The 1,300-nt window shown below is 62.8% G+C and carries 1 protein-coding gene; it reads left to right on the top strand.

The window, feature by feature from the left end:
* Positions 1-1,080: Gp37-like protein (locus ABT116_RS47100; RefSeq protein WP_351647519.1), on the top strand; the 1,080-nt coding region annotated here is incomplete at its 5' end.
* Positions 1,081-1,300 lie beyond the last annotated feature (220 nt).

Below are 1,300 nucleotides of genomic sequence, written 5' to 3'. Positions count from 1 at the left end.
CCGTCGTCGTGGGCGTCGAACTTGAATCCCGCGAACTGGCCGATCGTCGTGATTCCCGGCGACTTCTTCGGCGACACGTCGATGTGGCAGGTCATCACGACCAGATTCGGGAATCTGCACGACGTTATCGCACCGGTCCTCGCGGACGCGGGCCTGCAGGTTGTCGTGAAGCGCTGGTTCCCGGGGATGCCGCAACCGGCGCCGAACCACTTCATCCTGACCGAGCCGACGCTCACGATCGACGTCGTCGACAAGTCCGGGTACCGCGGCAAGAACGGCAACATCTTCGACGGCCTGCTTCATCTGGTGACCGACATCGCCGACGATTTGATCAACGAGGTGGTCACCGAGGTCACCGGCGCACCGAACCCGCCCGAGTACTCGCTGTCCGGGCACCTGGGTACGAACCCGCAACGCCCGTTCGTCACCTGGCGCAACGCGCAACGCACCGGAGTCTCGGGTATCGGGCAGTGGCAGGCGACTGTCCACAAGGCGTTGGCTGGTGCGATCGTGACCGGCGGCCACTCACCTGACTGGGTGAACGCCGGTCTGAAGCTCATCGCAAATGCGATCCTCGGCTACATCGGAGCGATGTTCGGCAACGCCGGCCTCGCGCTGGGAATCTTCGATTCGGTGATCGAAGACGTCGTGCTCGCGTTCCATCGGATGGCGAATCCGATGCGGCAGAACAGGATGGGCATCCGCGGCCCGGGCTACGGCGAATGGTGGGAAGCATCCGGCGGCACCGGTGCGTGCTTGTCGGCGTTGATGGCTATCCGTGCCGGCTTCGACAAGACGAAGGGGTACCGCTCGTACAAGGTGTCGGTGGTCAACTTCGCGCCGTGGCGCGTCGGCGAGCATTTCGATCTCGGTGACCGGACCGCGGTGGAGATCGGTAAGCGCGGCACCTACTACATCGACCATGTGTACGGGCTGAAGTTGTCGTGGAGCCGAGATCAGGATCCGCGGTACGACATCGCGATTGGCGATGATCGGAAGGAGCAGACACCCGGGGCGATGTTGTCGCGGCAGGTTGAAGGGTTGAAGGCAATGCTTCAGGCAGTGGGAGTTTCGTCGTGAATTCACAATCGGTAGATACAGTGAACAGTGACTACCGTAAGGAGCGTGGCTGTGGCGAAGGCTGACAAGGACGGGATCATCCGGGATCGCCGGACGGGGATCGTGTTGGCGCGTAAGGACCGGCATCCGCTTGCGGACCTGTTCAAGGACATTCCGATGGGGGAGGGGCTGCCCGGTTTGCACATGGGTTTGCCGGAGGTCGAGCACCTGTTGGCGATCC

This window comes from Streptomyces sp. NPDC002130 (assembly GCF_040296465.1).
GTDB lineage: Bacteria > Actinomycetota > Actinomycetes > Streptomycetales > Streptomycetaceae > Streptomyces.
This window is presented reverse-complemented; position numbering and strand designations above follow the sequence as displayed.